The 26,369-nt window shown below is 60.3% G+C and carries 22 protein-coding genes and 3 pseudogenes; 20 read left to right on the forward strand and 5 right to left on the reverse strand.

All coding sequences use genetic code 11. The annotated features are described in order from the left end of the window. Positions 1-47 precede the first annotated feature (47 nt). Positions 48-254: a cold-shock protein gene (locus tag IVB50_RS37885; RefSeq protein WP_026233366.1), complete on the forward strand. Its 207-nt coding sequence runs from the start codon at positions 48-50 to the stop codon at positions 252-254. 175 nt (positions 255-429) lie between these two features. Here the strand turns inward: IVB50_RS37885 and IVB50_RS37890 are convergent, their stop codons facing one another. Continuing rightward, a complete protein-coding gene (locus IVB50_RS37890) occupies positions 430-1,218 on the reverse strand; it encodes a polysaccharide deacetylase family protein (RefSeq protein ID WP_247300063.1) in 789 nt (262 codons plus the stop codon). 508 nt (positions 1,219-1,726) lie between these two features. Here IVB50_RS37890 and IVB50_RS37895 point away from each other — a divergent pair. From IVB50_RS37895 to trbB, 5 genes and pseudogenes are all read left to right on the forward strand, one after another. Beyond that, the gene (locus tag IVB50_RS37895; RefSeq protein WP_247299929.1) at positions 1,727-3,697 is read left to right on the forward strand and encodes a conjugal transfer protein TraG; all 1,971 of its coding nucleotides are present in this window, start codon (positions 1,727-1,729) and stop codon (positions 3,695-3,697) included. Between the two features lie 10 nt (positions 3,698-3,707). Continuing rightward, positions 3,708-4,130 carry a CopG family transcriptional regulator gene (locus IVB50_RS37900; RefSeq protein WP_247299930.1) on the forward strand — a complete coding sequence of 141 codons (423 nt, stop codon included), beginning with the start codon at positions 3,708-3,710 and terminating at the stop codon, positions 4,128-4,130. Positions 4,131-4,514: 384 nt separating this feature from the next. Then, a complete protein-coding gene (locus tag IVB50_RS37905) occupies positions 4,515-5,177 on the forward strand; it encodes a hypothetical protein (protein ID WP_247299931.1) in 663 nt (220 codons plus the stop codon). Positions 5,178-5,259: 82 nt separating this feature from the next. Next, positions 5,260-6,575 (forward strand): annotated as a pseudogene (locus IVB50_RS37910) (MFS transporter). A gap of 256 nt (positions 6,576-6,831) precedes the next feature. After that, positions 6,832-7,657 (forward strand): annotated as a pseudogene (trbB, locus tag IVB50_RS37915) (P-type conjugative transfer ATPase TrbB). 316 nt (positions 7,658-7,973) lie between these two features. Here trbB and IVB50_RS37920 read toward each other — a convergent pair. Next, complete coding sequence (locus IVB50_RS37920) at positions 7,974-8,447, reverse strand: hypothetical protein (protein ID WP_247299932.1); 474 nt, start codon at positions 8,445-8,447, stop codon at positions 7,974-7,976. 272 nt (positions 8,448-8,719) lie between these two features. Between IVB50_RS37920 and panB the strand changes: the two genes are divergently transcribed. Next, positions 8,720-9,610, forward strand: coding sequence for a 3-methyl-2-oxobutanoate hydroxymethyltransferase (gene panB, locus IVB50_RS37925; RefSeq protein ID WP_247300065.1), 891 nt, complete (start codon positions 8,720-8,722; stop codon positions 9,608-9,610). A gap of 2 nt (positions 9,611-9,612) precedes the next feature. Continuing rightward, positions 9,613-10,472 (forward strand): annotated as a pseudogene (panC, locus tag IVB50_RS37930) (pantoate--beta-alanine ligase). A 158-nt stretch (positions 10,473-10,630) separates the two neighbouring features. Here panC and IVB50_RS42505 read toward each other — a convergent pair. Beyond that, positions 10,631-10,756 (reverse strand): hypothetical protein, encoded by a 126-nt coding sequence (locus IVB50_RS42505; RefSeq protein ID WP_256464689.1) that lies wholly within the window; start codon positions 10,754-10,756, stop codon positions 10,631-10,633. Between the two features lie 689 nt (positions 10,757-11,445). On the opposite strand from IVB50_RS42505, the gene IVB50_RS37935 reads away from it, so the two are divergent. Together IVB50_RS37935 and IVB50_RS37940 are read left to right on the forward strand one after the other, a co-directional pair. Further along, entirely contained in the window at positions 11,446-11,646 is a 201-nt protein-coding gene (locus tag IVB50_RS37935; protein WP_018459031.1) for a hypothetical protein, read from the forward strand. Positions 11,647-11,672: 26 nt separating this feature from the next. Continuing rightward, complete coding sequence (locus IVB50_RS37940; protein ID WP_247299934.1) at positions 11,673-12,068, forward strand: hypothetical protein; 396 nt, start codon at positions 11,673-11,675, stop codon at positions 12,066-12,068. 1,379 nt (positions 12,069-13,447) lie between these two features. On the opposite strand, the gene IVB50_RS37945 is transcribed toward IVB50_RS37940, so the two are convergent. Continuing rightward, positions 13,448-14,344, reverse strand: coding sequence for a LysR substrate-binding domain-containing protein (locus IVB50_RS37945; protein WP_026233713.1), 897 nt, complete (start codon positions 14,342-14,344; stop codon positions 13,448-13,450). A gap of 111 nt (positions 14,345-14,455) precedes the next feature. Between IVB50_RS37945 and IVB50_RS37950 the strand changes: the two genes are divergently transcribed. The 5 genes from IVB50_RS37950 to IVB50_RS37970 all read left to right on the forward strand — a co-directional run bounded on the left by IVB50_RS37950 (position 14,456) and on the right by IVB50_RS37970 (position 20,194). Then, the gene (locus IVB50_RS37950) at positions 14,456-15,205 is read left to right on the forward strand and encodes a glucose 1-dehydrogenase (RefSeq protein ID WP_247299936.1); all 750 of its coding nucleotides are present in this window, start codon (positions 14,456-14,458) and stop codon (positions 15,203-15,205) included. Positions 15,206-15,228: 23 nt separating this feature from the next. After that, positions 15,229-16,080, forward strand: a complete 852-nt coding sequence (locus IVB50_RS37955; protein ID WP_247299938.1) for a transketolase — start codon at positions 15,229-15,231, stop codon at positions 16,078-16,080. Next, entirely contained in the window at positions 16,077-17,087 is a 1,011-nt protein-coding gene (locus IVB50_RS37960; protein ID WP_247299940.1) for a transketolase family protein, read from the forward strand. The genes IVB50_RS37955 and IVB50_RS37960 overlap by 4 nt, the downstream gene beginning before the upstream one ends. A gap of 192 nt (positions 17,088-17,279) precedes the next feature. Next, on the forward strand, positions 17,280-18,305 hold the full coding sequence (locus IVB50_RS37965; protein ID WP_247299942.1) for a TRAP transporter substrate-binding protein: 1,026 nt from the start codon (positions 17,280-17,282) through the stop codon (positions 18,303-18,305). A gap of 35 nt (positions 18,306-18,340) precedes the next feature. Next, positions 18,341-20,194, forward strand: a complete 1,854-nt coding sequence (locus IVB50_RS37970; RefSeq protein WP_247300067.1) for a TRAP transporter large permease subunit — start codon at positions 18,341-18,343, stop codon at positions 20,192-20,194. Positions 20,195-20,238: 44 nt separating this feature from the next. On the opposite strand, the gene IVB50_RS37975 is transcribed toward IVB50_RS37970, so the two are convergent. Further along, the gene (locus IVB50_RS37975) at positions 20,239-20,997 is read right to left on the reverse strand and encodes an SMP-30/gluconolactonase/LRE family protein (protein ID WP_247299944.1); all 759 of its coding nucleotides are present in this window, start codon (positions 20,995-20,997) and stop codon (positions 20,239-20,241) included. A gap of 194 nt (positions 20,998-21,191) precedes the next feature. On the opposite strand from IVB50_RS37975, the gene IVB50_RS37980 reads away from it, so the two are divergent. The 5 genes from IVB50_RS37980 to IVB50_RS38000 all read left to right on the forward strand — a co-directional run bounded on the left by IVB50_RS37980 (position 21,192) and on the right by IVB50_RS38000 (position 26,301). After that, a complete protein-coding gene (locus tag IVB50_RS37980; RefSeq protein ID WP_247299945.1) occupies positions 21,192-21,791 on the forward strand; it encodes an XRE family transcriptional regulator in 600 nt (199 codons plus the stop codon). 164 nt (positions 21,792-21,955) lie between these two features. Continuing rightward, positions 21,956-22,465 carry a DsbA family protein gene (locus IVB50_RS37985; RefSeq protein ID WP_247299947.1) on the forward strand — a complete coding sequence of 170 codons (510 nt, stop codon included), beginning with the start codon at positions 21,956-21,958 and terminating at the stop codon, positions 22,463-22,465. A gap of 748 nt (positions 22,466-23,213) precedes the next feature. Next, a complete protein-coding gene (locus tag IVB50_RS37990; RefSeq protein WP_247299950.1) occupies positions 23,214-24,563 on the forward strand; it encodes a pyridoxal-phosphate dependent enzyme in 1,350 nt (449 codons plus the stop codon). 3 nt (positions 24,564-24,566) lie between these two features. Next, on the forward strand, positions 24,567-25,316 hold the full coding sequence (locus IVB50_RS37995; protein ID WP_247299952.1) for a VTT domain-containing protein: 750 nt from the start codon (positions 24,567-24,569) through the stop codon (positions 25,314-25,316). Between the two features lie 91 nt (positions 25,317-25,407). Then, positions 25,408-26,301: a transporter substrate-binding domain-containing protein gene (locus tag IVB50_RS38000; RefSeq protein ID WP_247299954.1), complete on the forward strand. Its 894-nt coding sequence runs from the start codon at positions 25,408-25,410 to the stop codon at positions 26,299-26,301. Positions 26,302-26,369: the final 68 nt, after the last annotated feature.

Below are 26,369 nucleotides of genomic sequence, written 5' to 3' on the forward strand. Positions count from 1 at the left end.
GTGCGAGTTTTCGCTAGATGGCATGTGTTCATTTAGGAGAAGTGACGGTGACGATCGGTACTGTAAAGTGGTTCAACACGACCAAGGGCTACGGTTTCATCAAGCCGGATGACGGCGGCCCCGACGTCTTTGTGCACATCAGCGCCGTTGAAAAGGCCGGATACACCGGCTTGGCAGAAGGCGCTCGGATCAGCTTCGAGGCCAAGGCTGGTGGTTCCGGCAAAGTATCAGCCGAGAATCTCCGGATCGGATAAGGCCGATATCGCCGACGGCGGCGGCAACGGTTGGATCGGAATCCCTCCTGAAAAGGGACCGATCTCGCCAAGAAGATAGCGTCGCTAGTGGGCGATACGGCCGTGCCATGGCATCGATCTGGACCCGGGCGCACCGTGAGAACCAGTTGGTTAGATTGACCCAATCTACCCGCTGTCATTTCCGCGAACTGCTGCGGCTTGCCGCTGGGGTGACTTCAGCGTTGCTCTCGATCGGGCCAGCCGGCACCAGATGCACGATGCGATAGCCATTCTCGTGCAGATAGCGCAAGAACGCCGGCATCATTGCGGCCGTTCGGGCCTGGGCATCGTGCAGGAGAATGATGCCCTTGCTTGCGACCTCCAGCCGCTCGGTAACTGTCTTTAGTTCTTGTTCTGGGGTTAGGTTCTCCCAGTCGCCCGCCGAAAGGTCAGCTCCAAACACGACCATCCCGCGCGAACGCAAGAATTCGAGCATCGCTGGGCTCGAGTCGAAATACGGAAACCGGAAAAAGCGCGATGGCGGGCTTTGGGCGGAGGCGCCCTTGAGCGCCGTCTCATCGGCGGCAATTCCACGATCAATATCCTTCTTGGCCTGTTCGAAGGTCATCTTCGACATCATCGTATGCGACCAGCTGTGGTGTGCGATGGTGTGGCCCTCGGCAGCAATTCGGCGAACGAGCTCTGGAGACTTCGCGGAGGACTTGCCGACCAGAAAGAACGTGGCCCGTACGCATTCCTTGGCGAGCGCCGCCAGTACCTTTTGCGTGCTCGGCGGCCGCGGCCCGTCGTCAAAGGTGAGGACGACCTCATGGTCAGCCAAAGGGAGCGTTTCCCGAAAGCTGTTCAATCCAACGCGCGCGTGGGCCTTTGCGTCGACCTCGAGGACGCGGGAGGTGCCGAGCACATCCTGCCGTGGGCAGTCGGCCGCGTCTGTCACGACTATCCCGGCAAGTAGCAGGGTCACAGCACCAGCAAGCGGCGTCGTCAATCTGAGCAGGCGCGTCTTTGAATGCGCCACACCTCCACCCTTACCTGAGCCAGCAGCATTGCCGAAACACCATAACCTCATGCGATTCAGGTGGCTCTTGGGAAAGGGCAGCTTGGCGGCGGGTGAGCTTATCTATTGCGCGATCGTCAGAACTCCGGGACCCATTCAGCGACACTTCGCGAGGATCGAAGGTCGTCCGTCCCTCCAGCGTTTGAGCGCTCCAGGAGGGCAATCTTCAGGAACGCTTCACATTACTTGAGCGAAGTCAGCGTTTTTCTGCCCATCCATGAGCTCTTACGCACATAATCGGCATTTCGGCGCCGTCTCATGATGCAAACCTCGATCAGTCCCGCTTCGCTTGAATGGGCGTTGGCTACGTATCTCGGCTTTGTCCCCGCCGATCTCTGCGCTGCCACGCGCGCCACTGCGACGCGAGCACCATTGTAGTTGTGTGCGCACGTCGATATGCCGAGATATCCCGATCATGTCGGCAACAAAAATCATTTGGCACCAGGTCATCCTGGTCTGCCTCATCGTGCTCGCGTTCCTGTGGGCTGCGACCGAATGGACAGCCTGGCGGCTTGCGTTCCAGCAACAGCTTGGGGCTCCCTGGTTCAAGCTCGGGCATTGGCCGATTTATCAGCCGGCAGCTTTCTTCGGCTGGTGGTTCAAGTTTGATGCTTATGCGCCCGTCGTTTTTCTGGAGGGTGGCGCGATTGCTGCAAGCGGCGGCATCGCGGCCATAGCGCTCGCCATGTTGCTCTCGGTCCTGCGAGCCCATGAAGGGCGGGACGTCACCACCTACGGCTCGGCGCGCTGGGCCGATCTACGCGAAGTCAGACGGGCCGGGCTGTTAGGCCCTGACGGCGTCGTGCTCGGCCGGTTCGGACGTCATTATCTGCGCCACGACGGGCCCGAGCATGTGCTTTGCTTTGCGCCGACGCGCTCCGGGAAAGGTGTTGGCCTCGTCATTCCGACCCTTCTGACCTGGCCGGCCTCCACCATCGTCCATGACATCAAGGGTGAGAACTTCCAGTTGACCTCTGGGTGGCGCGCGCAATTTGGGCCCGTGCTGTTGTTCGATCCGACCAATCCGGCCAGCGCCGCCTACAATCCACTCCTCGAGATCCGCCGTGGCGACTGCGAGGTGCGAGATGCTCAAAATATCGCGGATATTCTCGTCGATCCTGAGGGTGCACTCGAGCGCCGCAATCATTGGGAAAAGACCAGCCACTCACTCCTGGTGGGGGCAATTCTGCACGTCCTCTACGCCGAAGCCGATAAGACCCTCGCCGGGGTTGCAAATTTCCTTTCGGATCCATCTCGCCCGATCGAGGCTACGCTCAATGCAATGCTGGCGACTCCGCATCTTGAGACAGGCATCCATCCAGTCGTCGCATCAGCGGCACGCGAGCTTTTGAACAAAAGCGAGAACGAGCGCTCGGGTGTGCTCTCGACGGCGATGAGCTTCCTCGGGCTCTATCGTGATCCGGTAGTTGCCAAGATCACCGCGCGAAGCGATTGGCGCATCCGTGATCTCGTCGACCGTCCTGAATCCGTCTCACTGTACCTCGTGGTGCCGCCATCGGACATCGTCCGCACCAAACCCTTGATGCGGCTCATCCTGAACCAGATCGGACGGCGTTTGACCGAGAGCCTTGATCCCGACCGGCGCCGGCAGAAGCTGCTTCTGATGCTTGACGAGTTTGCAGCCCTCGGCCGGCTCGACTTTTTCGAGAGCCAACTCGCCTTTATGGCAGGTTACGGCATCCGCAGCTTTCTCATCACGCAGAGCCTTAACCAGCTCGAACGCGCCTACGGTCCGAACCATGCGATCCTTGACAATTGCCACGTCCGGATCGCCTTTTCGACCAATGACGAGCGCACCGCCAAGCGCGTCTCCGACGCGCTCGGAACTGCGACCGAATTGCGAGCCATGAAGAACTATGCGGGCCACCGCCTGAGCCCGTGGCTTGGGCACTTGATGGTCAGCCGCCAGGAGACCTCTCGTCCGCTGCTGACTCCCGGCGAAATCATGCAACTGTCTCCGCAAGACGCGGTCGTGATGATTTCCGGTGTGCACCCGGTCCGTGCCAACAAGGTCCGCTACTATGAGGATCCGCAATTCCAGCGACGTGTCTTGAAGCCGCCCCGCTTGGAGCCGAACAAGCAGCCCACCCGCCCAGATGACTGGTCAGCCCGCGCCCAAATATCGCCGTCGGGCCAGCTGCTGACCAGGCGCACGGGCAGGAGCGACGAGGCGAACGGCGGCTTACGCCGCGAGCCGGAATTGCATGAGGAAATCGAGATCAAGACGCCGGCCGGCGAGCACGAGTTCGACCCCGAGCTCGACGAGGGTGACGAGGATGCCGTCCAGGCGCAACTGATGAGCCGGTCGATGCAGGGAGTTGCGCGAACCGTCACCCTCGATCCCGACGATGGAATGGACCTGTGAGCGAGGCAGCGTGAAAAAGGTCCAGCTCAGCATCTATCTCGATCCCGAAACGTTCAAAACGCTTGAGGCCTTCGCAAGCCGCGGTGGCCGGTCCAAGTCGCTGGTGGTCGAGGCCGCAATAGGTTCCTTCCTTTCTCCGGACGATTCCGATCGGCGCGAGGCTGTGATAGCAAAACGGCTGGATCGGATTGTGCGGGTGCTCGAGCGTCTTGAACGCAATGATGGCATCACGCTTGAGACCGTCGCGCTCTTCATCCGGTTCTGGCTGACCTCAACTCCGGCATTGCCGGAGCATTCGAGCCCTGCCGCCCGCGCCAAGGGCGGTGAGCGGTACGACCGCTTTGTCGAAGCGCTGGGACGACGACTTGCGAGCGGATCCAGCGTCCTGAAGGAGGTAAGCATCGACGTGCAAGCCTCCAAGAAGCCCGAATAGAAACTTCTCCGCGCAGAGTGCCTGTGACGGCTCCTTGGCGATCGAGCGCCGGGCCTAGGTGAGCCGAGCGGGCGCGCGCGAAGGCAGACCGACACAGAGTCGTGAAGCGCGGGGAGCTTTCTTGACGTCCCAGAAGGCCATCGCGAGTGGCCCCTAGCTGCCGCGCAGGAGGCTGAAAGATCCGGCTCATCTTGAGCCCGCCTCGTCTTTCTTTGGCTACGCCAGACTACGACGCCGATGTCGGCGCGATTGATGTCGTGGTCGGATTGACCCTTCTGTCGACGCATCATCGCTGGGCCGATTCATCTGTTTCGACCGGAAAGCCACGCCGCACGGATAGCATGTGCCGTTTCGTGCGGTCGCAATTGAGGAGCTGAAGAAACAATGCAGATCGATGGTGAGGCTGAAGGTCAGGCCAGCTCGATTGGGAAAAGTTCCGATGGCGAGGTGGAGCCGAGCTCGAACGAAGGTCTGCGAACCAAGAAGATCATCGTTCAGCTCTCCGAAAGCATCTTCGAGCGGCTTGAAGCCGCGACCGAACGCGCGGGAGTCGGCAAGAGCATGGTCGTCGACACGGCGCTTCAGCGTTTTCTGGCTCCTGCGCCAGCGGCCGAAGGGCTCATTCGTGAAACTCCGGACCGGTTCAGTGGTCAGATGGCAAGGCTCGAGCGCGAGGTCGCGATCGTTGCCGAGACAGTGGCCCTGCATGCGCGCTATCACCTCACCGTTACGGCGGCCATGCAATCATCCCAGCAGCGGGACGCATGCCTCCTCGGCCAAGAACGCTGCAAGGTTTTGGTCCAACAGCTCGAGCGCGGAGTGCGGTTTGGCCAACCATTGATTCAGGAGACGATTGATCGGCTCGGAAGGGCGAGCTGGCGTGCCTCTGAAATCGGTAGCGGTGTATCAGAGAGGCGAACTGCAGAAGAACTGCTTCAGGAGGGTTCGTCCGCACCCGCTGTAGAGGGGGGCTCCGAGCCGCGCGCTGCCGCCGAGGAGGGCGGCAGCAAGGTGAACTTTCGGAACCTGTCCAGCTCGTTGTGTTGAACGCACCGTCCAGAACGGCAGAAGCGTACAGAAAGGGTTCGCCGCGCAAACAACGCCTGTGGCACGCATCGAACCGCTTCCTGTGTGGCGGCTCATCGCCTGCATCTTTCTTCCCTTCGCGGCCGGGTACTACCTTGCTTACCTGTTCCGGACGATCAATACGCTGATCGCTGGACCCCTTGGCTCCGACCTCGGGCTGGGCGCTGCCGACATCGGGCTGCTCACGTCGATCTATTTCCTGGTCGTCATGGCGGGTCAGATTCCGATCGGCATGTTACTAGATCGCTACGGGCCGCGCCGGGTCCAGAGCTTGCTCTTGGTTGTGGCAGCAGCGGGGGCCGCGCTCTTCGGACTATCGACGGGTTTCGTTTCGCTTCTCATCGCCCGCGCGATGATCGGACTTGGGAGTGCAGCAGCGCTGATGTCGGGCCTTAAAATGATCGTCCTCTGGTTTCCTAGAGAACGTTTGGCCCTCATCAATGGCTTTATGATCATGCTGGGTTCGTTGGGCGCGGTCACGGCAACCGCTCCTGCCGAGGTGCTCCTGGACTGGATAGGCTGGCGCGGCCTGTTCGCGGTGCTGGCCGCCGCAAGCGCGCTCGCTGCCATTTTGATCTATCTGGTCGCTCCCGAACGAGTCGACATCCCATCAGGCAGCACGAAGCCGGCCACACTGAAAACCATCTACTCTGATCAACGCTTCTGGCGGATTGCCCCCTGTCGGCAACCTGTATCGGGTCGGCGTGGGCACTGCAGTCCTTGTGGGCGGCACCTTGGCTTTGCGATATCGAACGGCTCAATCGAACAAGTCTCGTCAGCGAGCTGTTCGTGATGGCGACTGTTTTGAGCCTCGGGGCGCTAGTCTTGGGCGTGCTTGCAACCTGGGTGCGCAGCCGTGGCAGGAATATGGAAGTGTTGTTCGCGGCCGTCGCGGCCCTGTTGATCGGAGCGGAGATCGTCATCATCCTGCATCCGCCCTGGCCGTCACTTCTGCCGTGGTGCGTCGTGTCGGTGGCCGGATCGGCCACCGCTTTGACCTACGCCATCATAGGAGATTATTTCCCGCCCCAACTGGTCGCGCGCGCGAATGGTGGTTTGAACGTCCTGCAATTTGGCTGGGCCTTCATCGTGCAGTACGGGACGGGCCTGATTCTTGAGCGATGGCCCGTTGAGGCCGGCCACCATCCTTTGATTGCCTACCAGACCGCGTTCGGACTGAACGTGCTGCTACAGCTGGCGGCGCTCGCCTGGTTTGCCGTTCCATGGTTTCGAAGTCGGAAAGGGAAGAAGAGGACTTCGGCCCTACTCCAACCGGCCTGCGGCTGGAGCTCGGCTCATGCCGCTATCCCGGCGAGCGAAGCTGCGGTGCTGGAGGCGGATGAACACCTGGAGTGGTGACGCGAGCTTGACGGGCTGATGCCCAACGAGTGCTCCTTTTTCAGCGCCGCCGAACACGAGCTTATCGAACCTTCCTTTCCGACTCTTGCCGTTTCTACGCCAGACTACGACGGCGATGATCCTGTCTTGCGATGGCGTAGGATCTGCTTTTTCTACTTGTCTCACATGAGGCCGCTGAAGGGCAGGGCCTCGATCATGTGGGGCAGCCGTGGCGATACATTCATTTCATTTGGAAGCCGAGTTGCGCGGGGCGCGCATGCTCCGCACCGCCCTTGGGCCGGCCATTGCGGGCTTTTTGGAAGATCAGACCGTTGTGGAGGTGATGCTCAATCCTGACGGGCGGCTATGGATCGACCGATTGTCGAGCGGGCTTACAGACACCGGAGAGAGCCTTTCGGCAGCGGATGGCGAACGAATCGTCCGACTGGTCGCGCACTATGTAGGAGCCGAAGTTCATCCCGGCTCCCCCCGGATTTCGGCTGAGCTGCCGGAAACGGGGGAACGTTTCGAAGGATTGCTGCCGCCGGTTGTTGCCGCGCCGACGTTTGCGATCCGCAAACCGGCGGTCGCCGTGTTCGGGCTGGACGACTATGTCGCCGCAGGCATCATGAACGTGAGCCAAGCGATCGCGCTTCGCAATGCGGTCGCCGCACGGAAGAACATCCTGGCCGCCGGCGGCACCTCGACCGGGAAGACCACGCTGACAATGCGCTGCTTGCCGAGGTCGCGAAAGGATCGGACCGCGTCGTTCTTATCGAAGACACCCGGGAGCTTCAGTGCAGGGCACCGAACCTCGTGGCATTGCGGACCAAGGATGGCGTGATCTCGCTCTGCGACCTTGTGCGCTCCCTCTTCGCCTGCGCCCTGACCGCATTCCGATCGGCGAGGTCCGTGGGGCCGAAGCCCTCGATCTCTTGAAAGCCTGGGGCACAGGACATCCCGGCGGCATCGGCACGATCCACGCGGGGACCTCGCTTGGCGCGCTGCGCCGGCTCGAGCAGCTGGTCCAGGAAGCCGTCATCACCGTCCCGGGACAGTGCACGCCCTCGGCTGTTGGCCCGCAAGACTTCGTACCGGCCTGATGGATCCATCCGCCAGCTTAACGCAGCCGCCTCAAGACCAAGGCCGCCCGGCGGTGACGAGGGAGCAGGGCTTCTTCTGGCCTAGTCGACTTCGCTAGGATGAAGCCCGCGTCTTTCACGAGCTACGAAGGTGCGGAACTTGATACCATGTTGCCATGCGCCAGCCGTCAGCACATGTGTCTATTGCGTTCAGACGGGCGGCTCAAGATGACGCATGCTCCACTATATCCCGGGGGGGGCGCTGGCTGCCCCGTCGCTGATGGCCGGAGCTGCGCAGCGGAAATTGCCGCGGCAGCCCAAGAAGGCTCGCAACGTATCAGCTGCCGCCGCATGCTGAGGTATTCTCTCCCGTTCTTTGATCAGACCTTGCGTTGTGCCCATTGCCACTTACAGGGCTGCTGCAAGGCTCGGGGGCCTGACCGAGCAAGTCCCGCAGGCGTTCGATGCGGGCGGCCTGGAAAGGTGAAGCAGGGTTGGTCATCAAGACGGGTCCGTCGGCTAGAATGCGACGGCTCGTCACCAGAAGGTCATCACGAGCATGGCCGCTCGATGGCTTGTCGGCTAAGCCCGTGCCCGTAGCGTCGGCACAGCCCCAGTCGGCGCTATGAATGCGCACCATGTCGCGATGGGCGCGCTTGATGAACGAGCGCTCAACCGAGCGACGGGCGAATATTGAAGCGACTAGCGCAAGCCCAGAAATCAAATAGCTGTTCGAAAGGCTCCAAAATCCACCGACGACCACCGCGGTGAAAGTGAGTGCGGCGGCGGCGTTGCAGAGCTTGCCGACCATGAGCTTGCGGCCTCCCATCAGAATTGCCAGCCGGGCCGATCATCGGCGTTTTTGGTCCATATCCGCCGCTTTGCGATCCATGACTCGTACCGCGACCTTCCTCTCGGCTGCAGAGAATCATTCCCACGATGATTGCGCCATCATTGGGAGGTTCGGTGCGCCCTTCTTCCAGTTTGGAGGGAAAGCTTTCTTTGTGTATCGGTGGATTGACCCTTATCTCTCCTCTCGCCTAGGAAGCGCCGGGAGTTGAAGTGCCTGCGTTAAGAAAACAGATCAGGACCGAGATCAGCCACACGCCGCAGTCGCCAACCCAGCGAGTTACGATACCCCTTGTTCAGCAATGGAAGGAGGAGGGGCGGCGGATCGCAATGACCACCGCTTACGACGCGGTTGCAGCGCGCATCGCTGATCCGATCGTGGATATTATCCTCGTCGGCGACAGAGTTGGCAATGTTTGCCTCGGATTCGACAACACCTTGCCAGTCAGCGTCTCGATGATGAATCATCACCTCGAAGCGGTTGCGCGGACAAGACCGCGTGCCCTTCTCATTGCCGACACGCCCTTCCTCAGTTTCCACGTGAGCCGGGAAGAGACCATCCGCAACGCCGGCGGCTTCCTCCAGCGTGGCGCCGATGCGGTGAAGCTCGAAGGCGGTGCAAACCGCCTCGATATGGTACGCGCCCTGGTCGACTGTGAAATTCCCGTGATGGGACATCTCGGTCTCACCCCACAGAGCGTCAATGTCATGGGTTTCAAGGTGCAGGGCCGGACTGCCACTGACGCCTTCGGCCTGCTCGAGGACGCGCATCGTCTGGAGGAAGCTGGTTGTTTTGCTCTCGTGCTGGAGGGAATCCCGGCGGAGCTAGCAGCGCGGGCGACGGAGATCCTGAAGATTCCGACCATCGGAATCGGAGCCGGTCTTGATTGTTCGGGGCAGGTGCTCGTGTTTCATGATGTCGTGGGTCTTACCGACCGTAAGCCGCCCAAATTCGTGCGCGCCTATTCGAATGGATTTCAGCTGATGCAGGAGGCGCTCTCGCGCTGGGCGACTGACGTTCGTGACGGTACATTCCCAGGAGGGCAGGAATCCTATCGCCTTCCGGACGCGCTCAAGGAGCTCGTCGCAAACTGGCCTCCACACGAACCAACCTCAGGGTCGTAATCATGCGAACCATCCGATCCGTTGCTGAACTGCGTCGCGCTTTAGCTGAGGCTCGGGGCCCCGACAGACACATTGGATTGGTGCCCACGACGGGTTACCTGCACCAGGGCCACATGGCCCTGGTCGAAGACAGCCAGGCTCGTTGCGACGCCACGGTCGTCAGCATCTTCGTTAATCCTACGCAGTTTGGCCTAACCGAAGATCTCACCACCTATCCCCGCGACTTCCCTCGCGATGAACAACTTTGCCGGGAGGCAGAAGTCGACGTCCTCTTTGCTCCGGAGGTGCGGGACGTCTACTCTACCCGCCTCAGTTTGATACCTTTGTTGAACCCGGTGCACTCGCGGAGTCCCTGTGCGGCCCGTTCAGGCCCGGCCATTTCCGCGGCGTTGCGACCGTTGTCTGCAAGCTGTTCAACATGGTCCAGCCGGATGTCGCCTTTTTCGGGCAGAAAGACTTGCAGCAATGTGCAGTGGTCCGCCGCATGACCTTTGATCTCAATCTGCCGATCGATATCGTCACCGTGCCGACGGTCCGCGAGCCGGATGGCCTCGCAATGAGCAGCCGAAACCGCTATCTCAGCGCCCCGGAGCGCAACCGTGCATTGGCGATCAGCCGGCGCCTGCTCTCGGCGGAAACCGCGTTTCGCGAAGGAGAGTGCGATCCCGTCCGGCTGCTATCGCTTGTCAGGCCTCCCCTTGAGGCGTTGGATGAGTTGCAATACCTCGAAATCGTGGACGCTGAAACGCTAAAACCGGCCACGAACCCGTTATCGCGTCCGGTCGCCATTTGTGCAGCAGGCTATGTTGGCCCGACCCGGCTTATCGACAACGTCATGCTCGATCCGGACGCCAGGAGATAGGAAGCTCCAATCGGCGGGCCCCTCACAACGTGACAGCAAACAGGTGCAGAGAGGCGCTAGCGGAGAGGAAGCGAGCGAACCTTGGAGGGGCGCCACCTGACGAGCTTAGTGCGAGGAGGCGTGGAGCGTGTCTCTATTGAGATGGCGGATCCGGTCGCTCAGATTTTTTTTATCTTGAGGGCACGGCGCTTCATCGTCGCGGTCAGTTTTTTCGTTTTCCGACCAAGTACTTTGCCGACGAGGTTCCCACGTTGTGATCTCTCGTTTTGCTTGGTCTGCTTCATCGACATTCCCTAGATGCATTCAGCAAAATACGAGGACTGGGACATGGTCATGACATGGCCACTCACAGACCAGGGCCTAATGGCGCGGGAGCCAACGCGGTGACCGACACCGCTCGCCAGCTCGGCGTGACGAAACTGTTGCAGGCGGGCCCATTGGCGTGCTTAGCAGCAGAAATGACGCCCTCTTCGCTTCCTATCTGGCGGCGGCTCGACTGCTTCGTGAGCCTGCTATACCGGCGTGCCCTCGCTCGTGCTGACGGACCATGACCAGCTTCGCCCACGGCGCTTAAGGGAAATCTCAAAGAAAGAAAAACGATCGGACATAAACACTGACGGTCTGTCTGTACCGGAACGCCCGCTGCGGCTGCCCCGGCGATGGATTCTCCGCGGGAAAATAGACACTCTGGCAAGTGGCGAGACATCGCACGGACATCGCGGCGAAAATCGTCAAAAAGAGCCCCTCCAGCGCTGAATTCCATCACGGAGGCGCTTCCTCTAGCGCTGGCGTGGCGGAGCCAGACCAGCACAACTGTCCTGCTTCGAGGGCATGGCGGCAACGTCTTGGACAATCAACAAGCAACGACGACTGTGGTGAAGTTCATACTCGACTTTGGAATCAGCTAGTAGTTCTTTGAGGAGTTCACCGTGCTTTCTCTGCTACCATTCTTTGCGCCTTGCGGAGTCGCCAAGTGTTGGACGCAACGACCACTGCGCTTCTGCGTGCTGTTCTTGAGGAGGTTTGCGACAGTCTGCCTCGCAGCGAAACCGGCACTCGGGCCCATGTCGCTTCCAAGATCTTGGAGGCCGCCAACAAAGGTGAGATCACGGCGGAGCGCCTTCGGCAGGTCGCAATGCAAGCTCTTCGCTCCGCGCCAACCATGTGGCGCTAGATACGGACAAGACCGATAGTGCTCATGTGAATTTCCAGGTCACGGTGTTGAAGATCCTTGTGAGCTACCCGAACGGCTTCGCATCCATGCCGGACCTCAAGCGAGACATGGCCATTTTGGCCACGAGCGGTCCGGATTGGGCGGCACGCACCAAACGAATGGGCGCCCGTGTGCCCGAGCTCGACCTTTTTACGCAGCAACTCGTCGACCGCTTGCATGGAGGGTGGCGCATCACGGACAAGGGACGAGCGGTGCTCGAGCTGATGGAGCCGCGCCCTACTACGCACCAACTCCAACCAGAGGACACGAGAGCTCCTGAGCTGCCATCGCCAGTGCCGGCAGGATCTCTTCCTGTCGAACTACGCCGGAGTGAGCCCGAACGACTGGGGCGGCGCCGGTCCTCCAGGGTCACTGATGGCTAACGAGGCCGGCGCAACGATGCTGGACTCTCACGATCTCCGCCGGCGGATGGCCCGCCGGATTTGATTGGCCAGATAAGTGCCCCAAATGATCATCATCTCGCCGACACGTTCCGTGCGCTTGCGCTCAGGGTACGTTGACCGGAGGCATGGCCGCAGTCGGGCGTAACACGAATTGTTCTCGCTGCTGCCCACGCGCTGCCAGGATGATCGCAAAGACCACGAAGAAAATCAGAGACCGAGTCATGACCAAGACTTACTTCAGAATCCATATCGCAATTATGAAACCCCTCACACCCGGGCCAAACGACGCGCGTCGCGCGCATAATATCGCGCCGCTCTTCAGGTCCTGTTTGCTGAGCCGAAAGCAATAACGATTATTCGTGCCGCAACACGGCCGAGTAGCCTTGTGTGGTGCTCAAAAAATGCATTTTCCAGACACAACAGCCGGAAATCTGTGCAAAATCAGGATAAGAACTGACGGCGCGGGCGCAGGAAAGGTCGGTTGCTATCCAGGACCCCAACCAGGGGCGCTCATGCGCAAACAATTGTGCTTCGGCGCGCTCCTAGCGATGACTGCAGCGGGACTATACTCCTATGTTCGAGCCTCTTCGCGTTATTATGAAGGTTAAGTAATTTAAGACCTCGCTTTGCCTCTGAGGTCAAAGGCAATAATTCTCTTTCAACTGCCGACTTGCCAGCGTGGCCGGCTTGATGTCGCTCGCAAACAGCTCTTCGGCTTCTTTTCTGACGAAATGATTTGAAGGCGCCGCTGAGCGGTGTGATCTCGATGCTTTGGAGCAAGCGACAAACAAAGCGCGTGCGTTTCGAACGAGAGCATTGGGTCACCCTTTTGGGTGTAAATGGAAAATGGTGGCGCGATTGCGTTCTCGTTGAGATTTCCGAAACTGGCGCCCGCCTACGCGTTGACGGGTCTCCAGACGTGCTCAAATCACGACACTTTTTCTTGCTACTTTCCCGAACTGGATTGGCGTTTCGCCGGTGCGAATTGGTCATGCTAGATGGCTCGGAAGCGGACGTTCAGTTTGTAGTCCCTAGCATTGCTGGTTTGAGCACTCCTAGGATCGGCGGACTGTGACGAGGGGGAACTGCAAGCCAGCACGCCGTCGCTTGAAGAAAACGCGCTGGAGCAGGCAGCTAACATCCTGCCGGTAGGAGTCCGCCGTCTGCCACGAGCCGTTCGCGGGGTCGCGGAAAACGGCGCTGGCGAGTTCAGCGACGACGTCGTCGCAGTCCCGTGCAGAAGCTCGGCGATGTGGTCGATGTCGAGGTCGGGAGCACTTCGGTACTCGTCGATCGCTATAAAACGTATAGACGTAAACAGTTCGGATCGAGTTCGGCGCCGATTCTCTGCGATCACCTTAGCTCGGTGGTACCGCGCCTTCCCCCCCGAGTTGCGCCATGAGCCAATCTGCGAAGGCTCGTACCGCCGATCTCTGTCGGCTGGCGCGCGGGTAGATCAGGCGGTGACCAACGTAGCGGATATCGTTAGCGCGTCGTGCCAACGGAGCGACCAATCGTCCGCTCGCCAGTTCGCGCTCGGCCAGGAGGGTCGATTCCAGCGCGACGCCCAATCCCTCCGCAGCCGTAGCAATCGCAAGAAAGCTCCGGTCGAATCTCATGCCGTGAAGCGCAGGGGCTTCCAAGCCATTTGCGGTGAACCATTGGTGCCACTGCACCCGCTTGACGTCGGAGCGGATGAGCGTCTGATCGAGCAGATCGGCAGCCTTTCGTATCGATTTTGCGAGCGAGGGCGAGCAGAGCGGCGTGACCGTCTCCTCCGGCAGAGGAACAATTTCGACACCTTCCGCGCGCGGCGGACCGTAGACGATGTCGATATCGAAATCATCATTGCTGAAGCGTGCGTAGTCGGTGTTTGCAGCCAGTCGAACTTCGAGCTTCGGGTAAGCGGCGAGAAACTGTGCAAGCCGTGGCGCCAGCCATTGCGCGGCAAAGCTGGGCGCGGAATGGACGCGCACCAATTGTGGCCCGCGCGCAGCGACTTCCTCGAGGCCGCGACGGAGCTGGTCGAATGCCGCTCCCGTGTGACGCATAAGGTTCTCGCCGGCCGGCGTGAGCCGCACGGATCGGGCGCTGCGCTCGAACAAAACGGTCCGAAGCGTGCCCTCCAGCTTGCGGATCGCGTGACTGACGGCACTCGGGGTCAAGTGAAGCTCATTCGCCGCATCGCGAAACGATCCAGTGCGGGCGGCCGCTTCAAAGGCGCGAATTGCCGATATGGGGATATTCGACAGCATCCCACAAGTGAACCAGATTCATCGGTCCGTGACAACTGCGCGCTTGTCCGTTCATCCTCCGCGGGTCATTCCTTGCCTTGCCAAGGAAGAATAAATTCGTGGGAGGAACTGATGCTGCTCAGCGGTAAGACGGCCATCATTTCGGGCGCAGCCTCGCCGCGCGGGATCGGGCTTGCCACCGCCCGGCGGTTCGCCGGCGAGGGCGCTCGGGTCGCCATTCTGGACATTGACGCTGGCGCTGCCGCGGATGCTGCGACGTCGCTTGGAACCTCCCACACTGGGCTAGGGTGCAACGTCGCCGACAAGTCGTCCTGCGAGCAGGCGGTCGCCCGCGTGATCGAATCTTTCGGCGGCATCGATGTTTTGATCAACAATGCGGGCATCACCCAGCCGGTGAAGTTTCTGGAAATTTCGGCGGCCGATTGGGATCGCATTCAGGACGTCAATCTCAAGGGCATCCTGTTTCTCTCTCAGGCGGTGATCCCGCATATGCGCGCACGGAAATCCGGATCGATTGCATGCATGTCGTCGGTCTCGGCCCAGCGTGGCGGTGGAATTTTTGGCGGCCCGCACTACTCGGCGGCGAAAGCCGGCGTGCTTGGCCTCGCCAAAGCGATGGCACGGGAGTTTGGCCCGGATGGCATTCGCGTGAATTGCGTCACGCCCGGCCTGATCGGCACCGACATCACGGCAGGGAAGCTGACCGATGAGATGAGAGCGAAAATCCTGGAAGGCATTCCGCTCAATCGCCTCGGCACGGCGGAAGACGTCGCCGGCATCTACACCTTCCTGGCGTCGGACCTCTCGGCCTATGTGACCGGTGCCGTGATCGACGTCAACGGCGGCATGCTCATCCACTGAGTTAGCGAGACAAGGTCAGATCGATGGAAACGCCGACCAACACGCTTGCGAACACGCCCAAGCTGGCGGACCGCGCCTACAACATTCGCCGCAATGCGCTGCGCATGGGTGAAGTCCAGGGCCAAGGCTATATCGCCCAGGCGCTGGACATCTCCGACGTTCTCGCGGTGGCCTATTTCCACGCAATGCGCTACCGGCCGGAGGATCCGTCCTGGGAAGGACGCGACCGCTTCCTTCTGTCGAACGGGCACTACGCCATCGCCCTCTACGCGGCTTTGATCGAGGCGGGGATTGTTCCCGAGGAAGAGCTCGAAACCTATGGCAGCGACGAGAGCCGCCTGCCGATGTCGGGCATGGCCTCCTACACACCCGGAATGGAAATGTCGGGCGGTTCGCTCGGGCTTGGGCTCAGCATCGCAGTCGGCATGGGCCTGGGGCTCAAGCGTAAGAAATCCGAGGCGCGGGTGTACACCTTGTTCTCTGACGGCGAGCTTGATGAAGGCTCGGTCTGGGAGGCCATCCAGTCGGCAGGCCACTACAAGCTCGACAATGTGATCGGCATCGTCGACGTCAACAATCAGCAGGCGGACGGTCCTTCCACGCAGGTCATGGCATTCGAGCCGCTGGTGGACAAGCTTCAGGCCTTTGGCTGGTTCGTGCAGCGCGTCGACGGCAACGATCTCAATGCCGTAGTTGCCGCCTTCGACGCCGCCAAGTCCCATCCTGAGCCCAAGCCACGGATGATCATCGCGGACACGCTGATGGGGAAAGGTGTTCCATTCCTGGAGCAGCGCGAGAAGAGCCATTTCATCCGCGTCGAGCAGCACGAATGGCAGCTCGCGCTCGCCGCGCTGGAAGCCGGGAGGCAGGCATGAAGACCGTCAGATCCGCACCGCAGCCGGGCAAGCCTCGCCTGACCACCTCGGCCATGATCGCATCGATCGCGACCGAGGGACAGAAGACGAAGCCGGCGCCCTTTGGACACGCGCTCGTCGAGCTCGCACGCAGCCGTCTCGATGTGGTCGGCATGACGGCCGATCTCGGCAAGTACACTGACCTGCACATCTTTGCGAAGGAATTTCCGGACCGCTATTACCAGATGGGCATGGCCGAGCAGCTTTTGTTCGGCGCCGCGTCCGGCCTCGCCGCCGAAGGCTTCATGCCGTTCGCCACCACCTACGCCGTGTTCGCATCGCGGCGGGCTTACGACTTCATACACCAGACGATCGCGGAGGAAGACCGCAACGTGAAGATCGTCTGCGCGTTGCCGGGTCTGACCTCGGGCTATGGCCCGAGCCATCAGGCCGCGGAGGATCTTGCGCTGTTTCGCGCGATGCCGAACATGACGGTCATCGATCCCTGCGATGCCCATGAGATCGAGCAACTGGTGCCCGCCATCGCGGCGCATCAGGGACCGGTCTACACGCGCCTGCTGCGCGGGCAGGTGCCAGTCGTGCTTGACGCGTACGACTACAAATTCGAGCTCGGCAAGGCCAAGCTGATCCGTGGCGGGGAGGACGCCCTAGTCATCTCGTCCGGCATCATGACCATGCGTGCGCTCGAAGCCGCGCAAACTTTGAGGGGCGACAGCGTCGATATTGCGGTGCTGCATGTTCCAACCATCAAGCCGCTCGATGCCAAGACGATCTTGCGGGAAGCCGGTAAGTCGGGCCGCCTTGTCGTCGTTGCCGAGAACCACACAACAATTGGCGGTCTTGGCGAGGCGGTTGCCGGACTTCTGATGCGTTCCGGTGTCCATCCGCCTTTTCGCCAGATCGCATTGCCGGACGAATTTCTTGACGCCGGCGCACTTCCGACACTGCACGACCGCTACGGGATTTCCACCGCAGAGGTCGCGAGGCAGATCAAGCAGTGGCTTTAGAGTACCGGCGCTAAGCGCCAACTCAGCCAAACCTCAGTGAAGAGCTTCGCCCGCCGCGGGTCGCGCGGCGAGCGATGGCTCTTCCCCGAACGCCGGCGGTCGAGAGCCGGCAAGCGAAGAACCCGGAAAGCTGCACGCCGGCGCAGACTAAAGCAGTCGGCAGCAACGTCAACGCAGGATCAGGAGGAAAACATGACTGTCTCGAAGACCGGAAGCATCAGCCGCCGTTCGCTGTTGATGGCCGCCACGGCCGTTCCTCTCTGCGGGATTCTCACCCGGCCGGCGTATGCCGCAGAGTTCGTCTATAAGTTCGCGACCGGACAGGATCCGACGCATCCAGTGAATATCCGGGCGCAGGAGGCGATCGACCGTATCCGCGAAGCGACGAGCGGTCGACTGGAGATTAGGCTATTCCCGGCCAACCAGCTCGGCTCCGATACCGAGCTCTTGACCCAGGTTCGCAGCGGCGGCGTTGAGTTCTTCAACCAATCGTCCTCGATACTTGCCACCCTCGTGCCTAGCGCAGGCATCGTGAACACCGGGTTCGCATTCGCTGACTACGACAGCGTATGGAAGGCGATGGACGGCGACCTCGGCACCTACATCCGGGCGCAGATCGCCAAGACGCCGATCATGGCGGTGTCGAAGGCCTGGGACAACGGCTTTCGTCAGGTGACCTCGTCGGGCCGCGAGGTGCGGAGGCCGGATGACCTGAAGAATTTCCAGATCCGCGTTCCACCGGCGCCGCTGCTCACCTCACTCTTCAAGGCGCTCGGCGCCGGGCCGACGCCGATCAACTTCAATGAGGTTTATTCCGCGTTGCAGACCAAGGTTGTCGACGGCCAGGAGAATCCGTTGCCGATCATCGCGACCGCGCGTCTCTACGAAGTGCAGAGCACGTGCAGCCTGACCGGGCACGTCTGGGACGGCTACTGGATCCTGGGCAACAAGCGCGCCTTCGAGCGCCTACCCAAGGACGTACAGGAGATTGTGACGCGCGAGCTCGACCGCTCCGCCGTCGACCAGCGGGCGGACATCGCGAAGCTCAGCCAGTCATTGCGAACTGACCTCTCGGCGAAGGGCCTCAAGTTCATCCATGTGGATCGTGGCGCCTTCCGCCAGGCCTTGTCCAAAACCAGCTTCTACGCCGACTGGAAGGGCAAGTTTGGCGAGGAGGCGTGGTCTCAGCTCGAAAAAGCCGCGGGCCAGCTATCATGACCAGTATGAGCCATACGCCGCACGTCGATGCCGGCATGGCGGCCGGCAGATCTCAAGGGGACGCGCGCAGTTGGGTGGTGACAGCGAACAGGATACTTGGCCACGTCGTCGCAGTCCCGGCGGCACTGCTCGTCCTTGCGGAGATCGCAGTCCTGTCCTCGGGCATCGTGGGTAGATACGTGTTCCGCTCGCCGATCGTCTGGTCCGACGAGCTCGCCGGCATTCTCTTCCTCTGGCTCGCCATGCTCGGATCCGTGATCGCGTTCCAGCGCGGCGAGCATATGCGGATGACCGCCATTGTCGGCGTTCTCAGTGCGGAACTTCGCGCGTTCCTGGACGTCGTCGCAGCAGCGGCATCGCTGGCATTTCTCGTGCTCGTCGTTTGGCCGGCCTATGAGTTCGCCGCGGACGAGGCGTTCGTCACGACCCCGGCGCTCGAGATCGTCAACACCTGGCGTGCGGCGGCGCTGCCGATCGGGATCGGGCTGATGCTGATCGCAGCCGTCCTCCGGCTCATCCGCATCGCGAGCCTGCGCAGCTTGCTGGCCTCCCTGGCGATCGTCGCAGGCATCATCGGGACGTTCGTTCTGCTGGCGCCGGTCTTGAAGCCGCTTGGCAATCTGAATCTTCTGATCTTCTTCGTTTTCGTGGTCGGCGCGATGGTCTTTGCGGCGGTGCCGATCGCGTTTGCATTTGGCCTCGCCACGGTCGGCTATCTTGCCCTGACAACCGGCACGCCCGACGTCGTGATGATCGGACGAATGGACGAGGGCATGAGCCACCTGATCCTGCTTGCCGTGCCTCTCTTCGTCTTTCTTGGCCTTCTGATCGAGATGACGGGCATGGCGCGCGCCATGGTCAGCTTCCTGGCGAGCCTTCTCGGTCACGTGCGTGGCGGACTGCACTACGTGCTGGTCGGGGCGATGTATCTGGTCTCGGGCATTTCCGGCTCCAAGGCGGCTGACATGGCTGCCGTGGCTCCTGTGCTGTTTCCCGAGATGCGGCAGCGCGGGGCCAAGCCCGGCGATCTCGTTGCGCTCCTGGCCGCGACGGGCGCGCAGACCGAGACGATTCCCCCGTCACTGGTTCTGATCACGATCGGCTCGGTGACCGGTGTGTCGATCTCGGCGCTGTTCACCGGCGGGTTGCTTCCGGGCGTGGTGCTCGCGCTCATGCTCGCGGCCGTGGTGTGGTGGCGATACCGCCGCGAGGACCTGTCCCGCGTCAAACGCGCGACGGGGCGAGAGATCGGCCGCGCCTTTGTGATTGCGATTCCGGCCATAGCACTGCCATTCGTGATCCGGACCGCCGTCGTTGAAGGCGTTGCGACGGCAACGGAGGTCTCGACCATCGGCATCCTGTACTCCGCCTGTGCGGGTCTCTTCATCGATCGGCAATTCGACTGGCGCCGTATCTATCCGATGCTGGTCGAAACGGCTTCGCTGTCGGGGGCGATCCTGCTCATCATCGGCGCGGCGACGGGCATGGCTTGGGCGCTGACCCAGTCGGGATTCTCAGCCTCGTTGGCAAAGTTCATGACCGGCCTTCCCGGCGGCGTCCCTGTCTTCCTAGCGGTGACGATCGCGACCTTCGTGATCCTCGGCAGCGTGCTGGAGGGGATCCCGGCCATCGTATTGTTCGGCCCGCTCCTGTTCCCCATCGCGCGGCACGTGGGGGTGCACGACGTCCACTACGCGATGGTGGTCGTTCTCGCGATGGGCATCGGCCTATTCGCGCCACCGTTCGGCGTCGGCTACTACGCGGCTTGCGCCATCAGCCGCATCAACCCGGACGAGGGCATGAAGCCGATCGTGGGCTACATGATCGCGCTCTTGATCGGCACCCTGATCGTTGCAGCCGTGCCCTGGCTATCGATCGGCTTCCTTTGAGCGTCGGCGGAACGCCTCGCGGGACAAAACCGTGAGGCGCCTCGTCAGGCGAATTTCGGCAGATACAGCGGCAGCCCTTCGCAGGGCATATCGATCTCCTCGACCTGGCCCTTGCCGACTTCAGTGACACGCAGCTTCTTGCCCTCGAGTGTAAAGGCACAATTCGTCGGCTGCGGCCCATCCAGGATCAGCCGGTCGACGACTTCGCCCCGTCGGTCCAGCACCGTGACGTTCTTCTGGTTGTAGACCGTGCAATAGAGGCGGCCATTCGTCCCGAAGGCCATACCGTCCGGCCCTTTGAAGTCAGGATTGGAATCAGGCTGCAGGACGTTGCCGAAGACCGCACGTTTCGGCGAGGCTTCGCCGAGCACGTCGTATCGGTAGATCTCGCCGGTGAAGGACGCGTTGGCATAGAGCTGATTGTCGGGACCGAAGGCAATGCCGTTGGTGAACCGGATCTTGCGATCGAGCACGCGCAGGACTTTCATCGCCGCTGGATCGATCTCATACACACGGCCGTCCCAATCAAGATTCATATAGTCGTCGACGAAGGCTTGCCCGTTGATGAAATCCTCAGCAGCCATGCCGGAGTCGGTCATGTAGAGCAGTCCATTCGGACCGAAGCAGAGATCGTTCGGGAACAGAAAGCGGTCGGCACCTTCGCCCTGCATGCGCCGGATCTCGTTTCCGCTTTCGTCGATGCAAATCAGCGCCCGAAGACCGGCTTCTGCGATCCAGATCCGGTCGTGACAGTTTTTTCCACGTGTAGTCTGTCGGGCACCTTGTTGCCCAGAGGGAACCATATATCAGTCCGTCACTATTGAAATGGCGCGCTATAACGGACTAAGACGAGGTGTGCTCATGACGAGCGCGCGAGGCCTACCGCTCCGCGCTGGACCTCTTCGTTCATTGACAAAGCACATTCAGTCGCCACGATGCTTGGGGAGACAAAAAATCGTGGAAATCTGGTCTGCCAGTCCGGTGATGAAGAATAATGATGAGCAAGAAGACAATTCGGACGACCAAATTCGAAGCGAGTGTTTCAGAGCAGCTGCCGGCGGGACGGATCGGCGCTCGTTTGCGTGCCTGGCGCCGCAACAAGAACATGACACTCGACGAGCTGGCTCTCGCGACGGGACTGAACAAAAGCTTCCTGTCCCGGATCGAGAAAGACGCCAAGGCACCGTCGATCGCAACCGTGATGAAGCTCTCTCGTGCTTTGGACATTCCCGTGGCGCTGCTATTTGGTGAACAGGTCGCGGACTCGGACATCCATCTGGTTCGTACAGCGAACCGGCAGCCGGAGGAGGATCCGGTCCATGGATACTCTTTTGTATCCCTATCGCCAGCGGGGCCGGGCCGACGGGCGGAAGCTTTCTTAATGACGCCGCCGGCCCACTTCAGTGAGGCAACCTACGCAGAACATTCCGGCGAGGAGTCGCTCTACGTCATTACGGGCCGCGTCGAAGTGAAGTTCGCGGACCGCAGTGTCGTCATGGGCCCCGGAGATTTCCTGCAGTTTCCGGGGCACCTCGTTCACCACGTGCGGCGGGTTGGCGCCCGCGCAACCGTCCTTATCGTCATTAGCCGAGACTGATCCACGCCCACCACCTTCCGAAGGCCTGATGCTATGCTTGACCAAGATGCGCCATTCATCGACTACTATGTCTGGCTGATGTCGGACTGGGCCTATTTAGGGCAGGTCAGATTGTCACAGATAACCGCGCGTCACGGAGTTCGTGTCACTATATCCCAATGCGCATGCAGGATGTCTATGCAGCAAGCGGCGGGATCGTTCTTGAAAAGCGTTCATGGCAGCGACGCGACTATCGCATCGAGGAGCTTAAGCGTTGGAGCGAGCGGCTCGGGATGATCGTCAACATCGAGCCTTCCTATTTTCCTGTCGACGTGGATCTTGCGTCCTGCATGGTAATTGCGGCGCAAAACCAAGGCTTGAATGTCGACACTCTCGCGAACGCAATGATGCGCGCGATTTGGGTCGAGGACGAGAACCTCGCCGACCGCGACACGCTGCTGAGAACTGCGGATCGCGCCGGTTATGACGGTTTGACGCTGTTGGAGGGGGCGGCAGGTGCTGCCCGCCTGGAATACGTATCCAATACCTCTCGCGCATTGGAAGCTGGTGTCTTTGGATCGCCGTTCTATGTCTTCAAAGGCGAACGGTTCTGGGGGCAGGATCGGCTGGATATGCTTGAAGAGCGACTGATCCGCACAAAAGGCGCTCCGCTGGGGCGCAGGCCGCAAGCCTGATTCATTTCGAGTGTCTGAGCCGATCCGACGTCGACGCGGTCACCGTGTCGGCTTCAGCGGACTGTCGGCCCAACTGCGGGCAGGCGGCTCGGCAGCGGGTCGTCTTCCAAACAGTACAAGCGTAGCACAACCGCCCCTCGTTGGAGTCGTCGGCACGCTGCCATTGGCTTGCCGCAGGCCGGACACGCATTCCGGATCGGAAAAGCGCTTGGGTCTGGTGTTTCTCACCGCGACTATGAGTCAGCCACTCTCGTTCGCAATTGTTCGGGCGCGGTGCTGGCCAAGGCGCCAGCTGATCGTGCCGTGCTTCGGCGCCTACACCAACGACGTGCGGAGATTGCGCAACAGCCGAGTGGCGCCAACGCCGGATACAATAGGGGCGCAGACGGGAAGTGCGCGCGCACTAGCAAAAAGGCCCCTTCTGATCCACTTTCCGGCCGACCCGGAGTATATCTCTTGATGCGGTCCGATGGGCGAAGCCCTTGCGCCAAAACAACAATACGGCGGGGCTAATCGCCGTACTGCCAAGCTGGTTTGAGCTAGATTTGATACTGAGCACGCCTTCAACGCGTCTGCGTTAAGCAAACCTTTCATATTTCGCCCGTGAGCGCGCATGCGGATTGGAATAGGGTTAAAAAAGCGTTAACCTGAAGCTACACCGAGTAGCATCCAGGCAATGAACCTCTCTCGCCGGAACTTCATGCAAGCGGCCCTCCTAGGCGGTGCCGCGCTGAGCGGAGGTGCCGCGTTGAGCGCGGTCGCCACCCATCAACGTCGCCCCCTCCCGGTGTCGCCGCTCCCGCACGCCGCTGATCTTGCCGGCTTGGCTCCCTCGTCCGCAGCGTTGAAATCGCAATCCTTGGCACTCGGTAGATTCTTTCCGTCCCTGCTGGATCCCGATGCCGCAGGCGGTCCTTTCATCGGCAACACGCTCTCCGGCGATAAGTCATTTGCCGATTACGTTCGCCAGGGCGAACCCGGTAACTCGGTTTTCCTGAGGCAGGCTGACGGCCGCGCCACCATTCCATGGACCCCCATTTTCTTGAGGGGAAACAACCAGCTATTGCAGTTGCCGTCATCTGTGACGCGACAAATAGACTGCTCTGATCTTTTGGTGATGAATGAGAGCAGTGCGCGTTATCCCGTCTTTGGCAACAAGGCGCGGAAGTACGAATTCCTGCTCCCGAATCTGAAGTGGTCCGGCTCCAAGCGTTTAGGGACCGTTGGCGCGGTCTCTAGCAATCATGCTCTGCAGTTTGCCCTAGCCAATCGTGTGGCCGATTTGACCGGTGACGGACAGCCGCTGAATTGTGCCCTGGACTTGGTGCTTTTCGAGGTGCCGGGAGCTACCACGGACATGGCGCGGCTGGGTATTTTGCGAGGCCTGGTTGAACACGTTGCCATAGCCAAGAACAACATTGAATTGGTGGGCCAAGCTTCCCAGGAATATGCGAGAAATTGGCTACATTCGGATACGGATTCGCTCGTTCCCCCAGGCGGCTCGAACGACCTGAGTGTGTTGGGGCATATGAATGCGATTGCCGAGTTGGCGCAGTTCCTTAGCGCCGCTCAGGCGTGGAGCGCACCGCCCGACGTGATTTTTGTCGCCATGGGCAGCGGCTCGACGGTCTTGGGCCTTCTCCTGGGCGTCCATTTGATGGGATGGAAGACCAAGGTCGTGGGAGTGGCCGATCAGGACAAATCATATCTGACGCGATGGCTTGTCAACCGGCAACCCTCCTTGCCATTTGTGGAGGGGAATGTTGCCAAACTCGCTCGCAGCACGGTCCAGTGGCTGCAGCAAATCCGCTTTCCAGGCATCTCCCCTGATGTGCTTCGCGTGATGCAAGACGAGATATTCGTGCCGGATTCCACCAGCTGGCAGCCCGGCTACGGCTTGGTCGAAGCCGCCGACGTTGCGTGGGCGAACGAGTTGGAGGAAGCCGGACTCATCCTTGATCCAGTCTTCACTTTGAAAGCATGGCGCTCGTTGCTCACCATGTCCAAAGCGGGGGCGCTCAAGAACAAGAAGGTTCTTTTCTGGAATACTTACAACAGCTTTGATTACATGCCGCCTCTTCTATCCAGCTTGGGATAGCCGATGCGTGGTTACCAGCCATTGATCGTCTATATAGCAGTCGTCATGTTTCTGACGCTGGCATATCTTGCATCACCTATTTCGAGAGAGGCCTTTTGGCAGGTGTTTCCGGGGCTTGAAACAATGGCCCAAGCGCATCCACTCGGCACCGCTGTGGCGTTTCTGGTCACATCCACTGTCCTTGCATTTCTGTCCTTTCCCTCCATGCCAATGATTTGCCTGGCCGCCGGTTTTTACATGGACGGGTTGGAGGGAGGCGCCACCGTGCTGCTCGGCAGTGCCTTTGGCGGTTTGAGCGCGTTTCTCTTCTATCGAAAGCACATTCAACGTCGCAGCGCTTCATTATGTCAGCAATCGGCTGTGAGACTCTGGTTGACCTTGCTCGGACTACGCCTCTCGCCGCTGGTGCCCGCACCACTGGTGAATTTCATTGCCGCGATGCTTGACGTCACCCCTCTTCAGTACCTGACGACCAGCATGTTGGGCGGCGCGCCGCTGGTCCTGTTCTATGCGCAAATAGGGCAGCAAGGGCATCACTTACTGTCCGGCGAAACGCCGCATTGGCAGCAGTTTTCCGGATACTTGACCATATTATGCTTAAGCACGCTGTTGAGCGCGATGGGTCCGTGGCGGTCGGTGCTGAACGACCTCAAGAAACTGAAAGGCACGCCCGGATCGAACAATCTTCCGTTGCACTCAGCACCTGGCCTGCAATCAATCCTTTACCGACAAACTGGTTTTTCCGAAAACTGAAATCTACTTTGTTGTATTTCGCCATCCTTTCTTAAACTCACAGCTATAGATTGCAGGCGCTTCTACTGGCACAAAGGTAAAGAGCGCCTCCATGTCCCTGAAACGCTTTGTCCGCGGGTCGCTAAGCGGCGCCATGGTCTTCCTTTTCGCGACTTCAGGCTGGGCAGCTGATCTTGCAGAGATCAAGCAGCGAGGCGAAATCCGCCATCTTGGCATCCGCTACGCCAACTTTGTGACCGGCGCGGGGGATGGTTTGGACGTCGAGCTGATGCAGGGCTTCGCCAAAAGAATTGGCGTCTCCTACAAGCTTGTCTACTCGGATTTTTATTCGGTCATCCGCGACCTGCTCGGCAAGGATGTGGTGCGCAAAAATGGCGAAGTGACGCTGGCAGGTGACTATCCCATCAAAGGCGATGTGATATCGAGCGGCTTCACCGTGCTGCCCTGGCGTGAGGCCATTCTTCTATATTCCGAGCCGACCCTTCCTTCGCAGGTTCTCTTGGTGGCACCAGCCGAGTCTGATCTGCAGCCGATCCAGGACGGCGCGGATCTCGCGGCAGACATCGTCAACACCCGGAAGGCGATCGGATCCAAGAGCGTACTCGTGATGGAGCGCACCTGCTTGGATCCATCCAATTACGGCTTGGTCAACGTCGGTATTGATCTAAAGGCTTACAACAAGAGCGCCAACCTGAACGAGATGGTGCCGGCCATGCTCAACAAAGAAGCCGAATTGACACTGCTCGACGTGCCGGATGCCATTCTGGATTTGGGCAAATGGGCCGGCAAAATCAAGGTTCTGGGGCCGATCTCCGAGCAGCAAACGTTGGCAACCGCCTTTCCGAAGGACGCTCCAGCTTTGCGCAATGAATTCAACGCGTATTTGAGCGAGATCAAGGCCTCCGGCTTCTATGACCGGCTGGTGGACAAATATTATCCCGGCATCCGTCGATTTTTCCCGGAATATTTCGCGAAAACGAATTAATGATATCTTCGCTGATCAGATTCAGCCGATCGTTAGCTCCACGCTGGCTCTTGATAGCAGCAGCGGCG

The sequence above is a fragment of the Bradyrhizobium sp. 87 genome, assembly GCF_023073015.1.
In the GTDB taxonomy this organism is placed as follows: Bacteria; Pseudomonadota; Alphaproteobacteria; order Rhizobiales; family Xanthobacteraceae; genus Bradyrhizobium; species Bradyrhizobium canariense_D.

What these genes read in the sequence shown, in the direction of transcription:
- IVB50_RS37945 (WP_026233713.1), bottom strand. Translation starts at nt 14,344, where the DNA reads ATGCTGTCGAATATCCCCATATCGGCAATTCGCGCCTTTGAAGCGGCC.
- IVB50_RS37965 (WP_247299942.1), top strand. Translation starts at nt 17,280, where the DNA reads ATGACTGTCTCGAAGACCGGAAGCATCAGCCGCCGTTCGCTGTTGATG.
- IVB50_RS37955 (WP_247299938.1), top strand. Translation starts at nt 15,229, where the DNA reads ATGGAAACGCCGACCAACACGCTTGCGAACACGCCCAAGCTGGCGGAC.
- IVB50_RS37980 (WP_247299945.1), top strand. Translation starts at nt 21,192, where the DNA reads ATGAGCAAGAAGACAATTCGGACGACCAAATTCGAAGCGAGTGTTTCA.
- IVB50_RS37920 (WP_247299932.1), bottom strand. Translation starts at nt 8,447, where the DNA reads ATGGTCGGCAAGCTCTGCAACGCCGCCGCCGCACTCACTTTCACCGCG.
- IVB50_RS37950 (WP_247299936.1), top strand. Translation starts at nt 14,456, where the DNA reads ATGCTGCTCAGCGGTAAGACGGCCATCATTTCGGGCGCAGCCTCGCCG.
- IVB50_RS37975 (WP_247299944.1), bottom strand. Translation starts at nt 20,997, where the DNA reads ATGGTTCCCTCTGGGCAACAAGGTGCCCGACAGACTACACGTGGAAAA.
- IVB50_RS37985 (WP_247299947.1), top strand. Translation starts at nt 21,956, where the DNA reads ATGCAGGATGTCTATGCAGCAAGCGGCGGGATCGTTCTTGAAAAGCGT.
- IVB50_RS37960 (WP_247299940.1), top strand. Translation starts at nt 16,077, where the DNA reads ATGAAGACCGTCAGATCCGCACCGCAGCCGGGCAAGCCTCGCCTGACC.
- IVB50_RS42505 (WP_256464689.1), bottom strand. Translation starts at nt 10,756, where the DNA reads ATGAAGCAGACCAAGCAAAACGAGAGATCACAACGTGGGAACCTCGTC.
- IVB50_RS37905 (WP_247299931.1), top strand. Translation starts at nt 4,515, where the DNA reads ATGCAGATCGATGGTGAGGCTGAAGGTCAGGCCAGCTCGATTGGGAAA.
- IVB50_RS37995 (WP_247299952.1), top strand. Translation starts at nt 24,567, where the DNA reads ATGCGTGGTTACCAGCCATTGATCGTCTATATAGCAGTCGTCATGTTT.
- IVB50_RS38000 (WP_247299954.1), top strand. Translation starts at nt 25,408, where the DNA reads ATGTCCCTGAAACGCTTTGTCCGCGGGTCGCTAAGCGGCGCCATGGTC.
- IVB50_RS37895 (WP_247299929.1), top strand. Translation starts at nt 1,727, where the DNA reads ATGTCGGCAACAAAAATCATTTGGCACCAGGTCATCCTGGTCTGCCTC.
- IVB50_RS37970 (WP_247300067.1), top strand. Translation starts at nt 18,341, where the DNA reads ATGGCGGCCGGCAGATCTCAAGGGGACGCGCGCAGTTGGGTGGTGACA.